The following is an 8489-nucleotide window of genomic DNA, read 5'->3' as shown; positions in this document are numbered from 1 at the left end:
GGGCGGCGGGCTCCGGCCCGCCGCCCTCCCCCGGGGCACACCGGCAGGCGCCGGGCCCCATAACCCGGCGTTCAGTCCTGCTGTTCGGCCGCCGCGGTCGTCCCGGCGCCTCGCTGGTAGATGTCGGGAACGCCGTCGCCGTCGGCGTCGGCGTCCTCCTCCGCGCACAGCCGCCGGTACAGCCGGTTCCGCCGGTGGAGGAGCAGCGAGGCGAGGCAGGCCGATGCCAGCGAGGCGACGAGGACGGCCGCTTTGACGTGCTCGCCCTCGCCCGGTGGGAAGGCCAGTTCGCCGATCAGCAGGGCGACGGTGAAGCCGATGCCGCCCAGGGTGGCGAGGCTGAAGACGTCCGCCCAGGCCAGGTCCGGGTTGAGACGGGCACGGGTGAAGCGGGCGGCGAGGTAGGTGCCCGCGAAGATGCCGATGATCTTGCCGCAGAGCAGGGCCACGACGACGCCCAGCGGCTCCGGGTCGCTGAACACCTCGCCGAGAGCGCCGCCCGAGACCGTGACGCCCGCCGCGAACAGGGCGAAGAGGGGAACCGCGATGCCGGCGGACAGCGGGTGCAGCAGGTATCCGGTCCGCTCGGCGGGCGAGGCGAGCTCGTCGTCGTCCCGGGTGGTGCGCAGGATCAGGCCCATGGCGACACCGGCGACGGTGGCGTGCACGCCGCCGTTGTACATCAGGGCCCAGATCGCCAGGCCCAGCGGCACGTACCACCACCAACCGGTGACCCGCAGCCGCTGCAGCCCGTAGAAGACGGCGAGCCCGGCCACCGCCCCCGCCAGCGCCCACGGGTTCAGGTCGGAGGTGAAGAACACCGCGATCACCAGGATCGCACCCAGGTCGTCCACCACGGCGAGGGTCAGCAGGAAGGCCCGCAGGGCCGCCGGCAGGTGGGTGGAGATGACCGCCAGCACGGCCAGTGCGAAGGCGATGTCGGTGGCCATGGGCACGGCCCAGCCCCGCAGGCTCCCGCCCCCGAGCGCGGCGACCGTCACGTACAGCCCCGCGGGGACCACCATCCCGCACACCGCGGCGATGACCGGCAGCGCGGCGGTCGCGGGAGTGCGCAGTTCCCCGACGACGAGCTCACGCTTCAGCTCGATCCCGGCCACCAGGAAGAAGACCGTCAGCAGCCCGTCCGCGGCCCAGTGCCCGACCGACATGTCCAGCCCGAGGGCGGGGACTCCGAAACGGACGTCGCGCACGGCCTCGTAGGCTCCGCCCCACGGGCTGTTCGCCCACACCAGGGCCACCACCGCGGCCGCGAGCAGAACCAGCCCACCGACCGTCTCCGTCCGCAAGGCGCGGGCGACGGCCCGCCGCTCAGGCCACGGGAGCACGCCGAGGAACGTGGAAGGCCGGGAAGGTGGGGTGGCGGCCACGAGGGCGAACCTCCGGGGTGTCGGCGACGAAGGGCACGCGGCCCCTGACTCGCCGACCAGACTTCCCGGCACACCGGGCGCCTTTTCTTGACGCCTTACTGACACCCTAGCGGGGGCACCGGAGTGACCGGGCCCCGGGCGGGGAGGTCCGTGGTCCCCGTCCGACCGCTGTGCCGCCCTGACCCCGAGGGGCCGTGGAGCCGCCGTGCTCGCACGTGGTCGGGGCCGTGGTGTGTGGTGCCGCTTGGCAGGGTCGCGGTCGGGGCGGCGTCGGCGTGGGTGGCGGATCAGCCGTCGGGCCGCGCCAAGGAGGTGCGGTGCTTCCCGGGGCGGGCCGCCGCCGGGTGGCTGGACCCCTCGCCCTGCCGCCGCCTGCGCACCTGTCACCCGCCTGGCGTGATCACACCCCCTTTCGGTCGGTGTTTCGGGTTCCTCGGCGGCGGCGGGGCGGCCTCCGGCGCAGGCCGGGATATGTGTGGGTGGCTGGATCACGGCCGCTGTCCTGCCCGGGCACGCCCTGACGCTGGAGGGTGGTTCATGAGCGGCAGCGGACAGCCGTCGCCGGCCGGTCGGCCGGATGGTCCGGACGATGCCCGCGCGGCCGAGCACGGACGCCGTCAGAGGCTCGTCCCGGCCGTGACCGCCCGTGCGCGAGGGGTCAGGCGGCGGATCGGTTCCGCGCCCGCGCCCCCCGGCCCGTTCCGGCCCGGGTTCTGGCGCAGCCCGATCCGGGGGCCGTGGCTGACGTCGGTCTTCGGCCTCGTCCTGCTGTTCGGCATCCCGGTCATGTTCGTGACGGGCCTGCTCTCCTACGCCGCCTACAACCCGGGGCTGGGGCCGCTCAACGACCAGACGCCGGACAAGGGCCTGCTCGGGTTCTACCTCTTCGACTGGCCGACCCGGCCCTCCTGGCTGTACCGGCTGACCCAGGGCGTCCACGTGACGCTGGGGGTGGTGCTCGTGCCGGTGGTGCTGGCGAAACTGTGGTCGGTGATCCCGAAACTGTTCGTGTGGCCGCCGCTGCGGTCCGCCGCCCACGCCCTCGAGCGCCTGTCGCTGCTCCTGCTGGTGGGCGGGGCCGTCTTCGAGTTCGTGACCGGGATCTTCAACGTCCAGCTCTTCTACGTCTTCCCCGGTTCCTTCTACACCCTGCACTTCTACGGCGCCTGGGTGTTCGTCGCCGCGTTCGTCGCCCACGTGGGCCTCAGGCTCGGCCGGATGACGCGCGCCCTGCGCGGTCGCGATCCGTTCCGGGAACTGCGCACCGGAGTCTCCGGCACCCGTCCCGAGCCTCCCGACGCGGACGGCCTCGTGCCCGTGGCGCCGGCCGCCGCGACGATCAGCCGGCGCGGCGCGGTGGGGATGGTCGGCGCCGGATCGCTGCTGCTGCTGGTCGTCACCGCGGGGCAGAGCATCGGCGGCCGGCTGCGCGGCACCGCGCTGCTCGCGCCGCACGGTCGCGATCCGGGCAGCGGACCGAACGGCTTCCAGATCAACAAGACGGCCGCGTCGGTCGGCGTCACCCCCGAGCTCGTCGGCCCGGCCTGGCGGCTCGAAGTACGGGGCGCCGGACGGCCCCTGGTGCTCACCCGTGAGCAGTTGCTGGCGATGCCGCGCTACACCGCGGCCCTGCCGATCGCGTGCGTCGAGGGCTGGTCCACCGATGACCAGCACTGGGAGGGCCTGCGGCTGTCCGACCTCGCGGCACTCGGCGGACTGCGCGGAGCCGGGAGCGTGCTGGTCGAGTCCGTCCAGCCGCCGGGCCCCTACAGCTCCGTGCTGCTCCGCGGGAACCAGATCCACGACCCGCGGGCCCTGCTCGCCCTGCGGGTCAACGGGGCGGACCTGTCCCTGGACCACGGTTTCCCGGCGCGTGTCATCGTGCCGGCCAATCCGGGGGTCAACAACACCAAGTGGGTGCACCGACTCACCTTCCGGACGTGATCATGAGCCGATTCCCACGCTGGTACGGCGCCGGTCCCCTCCACCTGCTCGTCCTCGTCTGCTCCTTCGCCGTCACCGGCTACGCCTGCGTCCGCCTGTTCGCGCTGCGGCCCGTCGAAGTGGCGATCTGGCTGGTGGGCGCGGCCGTCCTGCACGACCTCGTCCTGCTGCCGCTGTACTCGCTCGCCGACCTGAAGGCCCGCTCCGTACTCCGTCACCGCGTTCCGAAGATGCCGACGCCGTCGTGGATCAACTACCTGCGGGTGCCGGCTTTCCTGTCCGGCGTCCTGCTCCTGGTCTGGTTCCCCCTGATCTTCCGTCTGTCCCGACCGTACCCAGGAGCGACGGGGCTCACCGACACCGTCCACCTCGGCCGTTGGCTGGCCGTCACCGCCGTGCTGTTCGGTCTGTCCGCCGTGCTCTTCGCCCTGAAATTGGGCCGGATCCACCGGCAGGCGCGCGACGACGAACAACCCCCGCCGAACGCCTCCCCCCGCTGATCCGGCTTGCGGCGGCCCCGGCAGGCCGTCCCGTCCTCGAAGGGACCGCTCCCCTCCCGCGGGAGTCACCATAGGGTCATCGGGTAGGCGTCCCCATCGGAGGACCCCACACCGCAGGCGCGAAAGCGCAGGTCCCAGCCCCTCCCAGACGGCGGCCGACCGAGCGGGAGTGCGGGCCGGGCTCCACGCGAACCCGAGCGGCACCGGGCGACCGTGCCCTTGGGGGGACGGGACGGCCTGGCACATGCAGGTCCTTCCGCTCGAAAGGAGGTGCCAGTCGTGACCCGTCCGGCAACCGCTGCCAGTGGCCTGGAGCAGCTCGAGGGGTCCTTCGCCGGGGTCGTGCAGGCGACCGGCGCTTCCGTCGGCCTGTTCTACCTGGTGCTTCCCGGTGGGCGGGTACAGCAGCTGGCCATGGTCTCCGGGGCTTCCCGGCGGATCGTCGCCCCCTGGACGCGGGTCGCGCTCGGCACCTCCACACCGGTGACGGACGCCATCCGCGAGCACCGCTTGGTGTGGCTGAGCAGCCAGGAGGACATGGCCCGCCACTACCCGAACGTCGGGTTGGTGGTGCCGTACGACTTCATGCTCGCGGCCGCCCCGATCACCCAGGACACCACCGACTGGGGTGGGATCGCGCTGCTGTGGCCCTTGTGGCACCCGCCGCAGCTCAGCCGGCGCGAACGGGACGCGATCAGCGCCTTCTGCAGCCACACCGGCCTCCTGCTGCAGCAGGCCTCCGACCGCGGCGAGCCGATCCTGCCCCGCAGCGAACCGCAGGTGCTGACGCCGGCACGCCGCTTCACCCGGAGCGAGGCCGAGGCCCTGGCCGCCGCGGAGTTCTCCGAGCGCCTTCCCATCGGCTGCTGCGCGCTGGACATGGACGGGCGGGTCACGTACGCCAACGCCGCCGCGGCCGATCTGCTCGGTGCCGGCGCGGCCGACCTGATGGGCAGCCGGCTTTGGGAGGTGCTGCCGTGGCTGGACCATCCCGTCTACGAGGACCGCTACCGCGCCGCTGTCCTGGGCCGTGAGCCCACGTCCTTCACCGCGCTTCGTCCGCCGGACCGCTGGCTGCGCTTCCAGCTCTACCCGGACGCCTGCGGGATCAGCGTCCACATCACTCACTCACAGCTCGAAGCGGCGGCGACCGGCGATTCCGGACGACAGGCGTCGGCGGAGTCCGCCACCGTGGCCGAGCAGTACCAGCTGATGCACCTGGCGGCGACCCTGACGCAGGCCGTCGGCACGCAGGACGTCGTCGATCTCGTCGCCGACCAGCTGGTACCCGCCTTCGGGCCAGAGGGCCTGGTCCTGATGATGATGGAAGAAGGCCGGCTGCGCGTCATCGGGCACCGCGGGTACAGCGCCGGCTTCGTCAACCGCTACGACGGGGCGCCGTGGACAGCCCTCACACCACCCGGAAAGGCGCTGGTCAGCGGTATTCCGAGCTTCTTCGCCAGTTTCGCGGACTTCCAGCGGGCCTATCCCGAAGCCGTCCGCTACCGCTCCCGCGACGCCTGGGCCTTCCTGCCCCTGATCACCTCGGGACACCCCGTCGGAACCCTCGTCCTGTCCTATGACCGGCCCAAGGCCTTCCCCCCGGCGGAACGCGCCGTCCTGACCGCCTTGGCCGGACTCATCGCCCAGGCACTGGATCGCGCCCGCCTCTACGACACGCAGCAACAGCTCGCCCACAGTCTCCAGACCGGGCTACTGCCAAGGAGCCTGCCGGACGTCCTCGGTCTGGAAGTGGCGGCCAGGTACCGGCAGGCCGGCCGGGGCATGGAGATCGGCGGTGACTTCTACGATCTCATCCGCTGCGAGACCGCCGGTGCCGCCGCCGCTGTCATCGGTGACGTCCAGGGACACAGCATCAGCGCCGCCGCCCTCATGGGACAGGTCCGCGCCGCCGTCCACTCCCACGCCACAGCGGGCCCACGCCCGCACGAGGTCCTCACCTGCACCAACCGCCTCCTGATCGACCTCGACCCGGGCCTCTTCACGAGCTGCCTCTACACGCACCTCGACCTGGCCCGGCACCGCGCCCACCTGTCCACCGCCGGCCATCTCCCGCCGCTCGTCCGTCACCCCGACGGCCGCACCGATGTCCTCCGCCTGCCGCCCGGTCTGCTCCTGGGCATCCAGGAGCAGACCGTCTACACCACCGCGGAGATTCCGCTCCCTCCCGGCACCACGCTCGTCCTCTACACCGACGGACTCGTCGAATCCCCCGGCGCCGACATCGACGAGGCGATCGGCGAGCTCGCCCGCCGGGTCGGCCGGGCCCCGGACGAGCCCGTCGACACCCTCGCCGACGACCTCGTCCAGCACGCCGTCCGGACCACGCCCGGCACCGACGACATGGCCCTGCTGCTGCTCCGCGCGGCGTGAGGTACGGCGCGGGCCGAGGCCCGGCCGGATCGACTCACGCACCACCGCGGTGGTAGGCGGCGATCAGGAAGGTCCAGATCTCGCTGACGGTGGGGAAGCAGGCGACGGCATGCCGCAGTCGCTTGAGGGGGACCTCACCGGCGACGGCGACGGTGGCGGAGTACAGCAGTTCACTGATCCCCGGGCCGACGAAGGTCACGCCGACCAGGACCTCGCGATCGGTGTCGACGACCATACGGGCGTGGCCCCGGTAACCGTCGGCGTAGAGCCTGGCGCCCTGGGCGGCGGTGAAGTCCAGGTCGACGACCCTGATGGGAAGACCGGCCTCCTCGGCCTCGGCCGCGGACAGGCCCACCGCGCCCGCTTCGGGGTCGGTGAAGAAGACCTGCGGTACGGCATGCTGGTCGGCGGTGGTGGCGTGGTCGCCCCAGGGGGCGTCGTCCAGGGGACGGCCGGCGGCACGCGCGCCGATGGCGTCGCCGGCGGTGCGCCCCTGGTACTTGCCCTGGTGGGTGAGGAGGGCACGGTGGTTGACGTCGCCGAGCGCGTAGAGCCATGCGCCGTCGACCCCGCGGACCAGGCAGGTGGTGTCGACGTCGAGCCAGGTGCCGGGGGTGAGGCCCACGGTGTCCAGGCCGATGTCGTCGGTCAGCGGGGCGCGCCCGGTGGCGAACATGATCTCGTCCGCCTCCACTTCGCCGCCGTCACTGAGGACGCAGGTGACCGGGCCCCCGGGCACGGGGCGGCGCAGCGCGGTCACCTGGACGCCGATGCGCACCTGCGCGCCGGCGTCGGTCAGCCCGCGCGCGACGAGTTCGCCGGCGAACGGCTCCAGCCGCGAGAGCAGGGGACGCCTGGCCACGAGGGTGACCTGGGCGCCCAGGCCCTGCCAGAGGGTCGCCATCTCCACCCCGACCCCGCCGCCGCCGACGATGACCAGGCGGCCGGGGACCGTGCTGGAGTCGGTGCCGTGGCGGTTCGTCCACGGCCGGGCCTCCTCGATGCCCTCGATGCCGGGCAGCAGCGGGCGGCTGCCGGTGGCGACGGCGACCGCATGCCGCGCCGCAAGGGTGTGCCGGGTGCCGTTGTCAGAGGTGACGGTCACCTTCCGCGGCCCGTCGAGCCGCCCGTGGCCGCGGAAGAGGTCCGCGCCGATGGACTTCACCCAGCGCGCCTGGCCGCTGTCGTCCCAGTCGGTCACGTAGTGGTCCCGGCGGGCGAAGACCCGGCCGGTGTCCAGCGGCCCCGTCACGGCCTGCCGGGCTCCGTCGACCCGCCGCGCGTCGGCGACGGCGATGACCGGCCGCAGCAGCGCCTTGCTGGGCACGCACGCCCAGTACGAGCACTCTCCGCCGACCAGTTCCCGTTCCACCACGGCCACCGACAGTCCCGCCGCGCGGGCGTGTTCGGCGACGTTCTGCCCGACGGGGCCTGCTCCCAGCACGATCACGTCGTAGGTGTCGTCGCCCTGGGTCCTGGATTCCTCGGTCATTGCTGCTTCCTCATTCCGTCCTCGTGGCTGGTCTGCGGGCTGTCGTCAGGTCCCGGGAGGCGGGTGGAGAACGCCTCTTGCAAGCCTGCTGCCGGCGGCTCGCGGATGGCGCGGAACGATGGGCCGAGCAGGCGCCGGGACGTCCCCCGAACGGCTCAAGTCGTCAGAGCTGCTGATGCGGCACGACGACGGGGAACTCGTTGTCCGCGTCGGCGACGAGGTTGAAGTAGTTCGTCAGGATGTTGAGGGCGAGGTTGCCCACGACCTCGGCGATCTCGGCGTCGGTGACGCCGGCGGCGCGGGCCGCCTCGAGGGTGGTCCCGTCGATCGCGCCACGACCGCGGGCCATGGCGTCGGACAGGGTGAGCAGGGCCGCCACGTGGGGGTCGGCGGACTCCGCGTGCCTGGCGCGGTCGATCTCGAGGTCGTCGACCTTGGCGACGTTCCTGCTCAGGAAGGTGTGGGCGGACAGGCAGTAGGTGCAGCGGTTGTACTCGGCCGTCGCCAGCGCCAGGCGCTCCCGGATCGCCGCGGGCAGCACGCCGCCGGCGAGTGCGCCGGACAGGCTCATCCATCCCTTCAGCAGGGCCGGGCTGTTCGCCATCGCCTTCGCCATGTTCGGCACGGACCCGACGGTCCGTTTCAGCTCGGCGAGCAGGGTCGCGGCGTCGCCGGTGGCCTCGGCGGGGTCGATGAGGGGCAGTACGGACACGACGGACTCCTTCCATGAGTAACTAATGTTTGGGATTTCCATAACCATTAGGATCCTCA

At 72.6% G+C, this 8489-nt stretch carries 6 protein-coding genes; 3 read left to right on the top strand and 3 right to left on the bottom strand.

What is annotated here, in order from left to right; all coding sequences use genetic code 11:
• Positions 1 to 71 precede the first annotated feature (71 nt).
• Positions 72 to 1388, bottom strand: coding sequence for a Na+/H+ antiporter NhaA (nhaA, locus tag ABZ479_RS30800; RefSeq protein WP_500464622.1), 1317 nt, complete (start codon positions 1386 to 1388; stop codon positions 72 to 74).
• A 636-nt stretch (positions 1389 to 2024) separates the two neighbouring features.
• Between nhaA and ABZ479_RS30795 the strand changes: the two genes are divergently transcribed.
• From ABZ479_RS30795 to ABZ479_RS30785, 3 genes are all read left to right on the top strand, one after another.
• Positions 2025 to 3332, top strand: coding sequence for a molybdopterin-dependent oxidoreductase (locus ABZ479_RS30795; protein ID WP_500464621.1), 1308 nt, complete (start codon positions 2025 to 2027; stop codon positions 3330 to 3332).
• A 2-nt stretch (positions 3333 to 3334) separates the two neighbouring features.
• Entirely contained in the window at positions 3335 to 3832 is a 498-nt protein-coding gene (locus ABZ479_RS30790) for a hypothetical protein (RefSeq protein ID WP_500464620.1), read from the top strand.
• 279 nt (positions 3833 to 4111) lie between these two features.
• A complete protein-coding gene (locus ABZ479_RS30785; protein WP_500464619.1) occupies positions 4112 to 6226 on the top strand; it encodes a SpoIIE family protein phosphatase in 2115 nt (704 codons plus the stop codon).
• A gap of 34 nt (positions 6227 to 6260) precedes the next feature.
• Here the strand turns inward: ABZ479_RS30785 and ABZ479_RS30780 are convergent, their stop codons facing one another.
• Both ABZ479_RS30780 and ABZ479_RS30775 read right to left on the bottom strand, forming a co-directional pair.
• Positions 6261 to 7718, bottom strand: coding sequence for a dihydrolipoyl dehydrogenase family protein (locus ABZ479_RS30780; RefSeq protein ID WP_500464618.1), 1458 nt, complete (start codon positions 7716 to 7718; stop codon positions 6261 to 6263).
• A gap of 163 nt (positions 7719 to 7881) precedes the next feature.
• Positions 7882 to 8430, bottom strand: coding sequence for a carboxymuconolactone decarboxylase family protein (locus tag ABZ479_RS30775; protein ID WP_500464617.1), 549 nt, complete (start codon positions 8428 to 8430; stop codon positions 7882 to 7884).
• Positions 8431 to 8489 lie beyond the last annotated feature (59 nt).

The sequence above is a fragment of the Streptomyces sp. NPDC005722 genome (assembly GCF_040630935.1).
Classification (GTDB): Bacteria; Actinomycetota; Actinomycetes; order Streptomycetales; family Streptomycetaceae; genus Actinacidiphila.
The sequence above is the reverse complement of the archived record's forward strand: the minus strand, read 5'-3'. Positions and strand labels throughout refer to the sequence as shown.

Excerpts from the sequence above, each read along its gene's own strand:
- ABZ479_RS30790 (WP_500464620.1), top strand. The coding sequence starts at position 3,335 with ATGAGCCGATTCCCACGCTGGTACGGCGCCGGTCCCCTCCACCTGCTC.
- ABZ479_RS30780 (WP_500464618.1), bottom strand. The coding sequence starts at position 7,718 with ATGACCGAGGAATCCAGGACCCAGGGCGACGACACCTACGACGTGATC.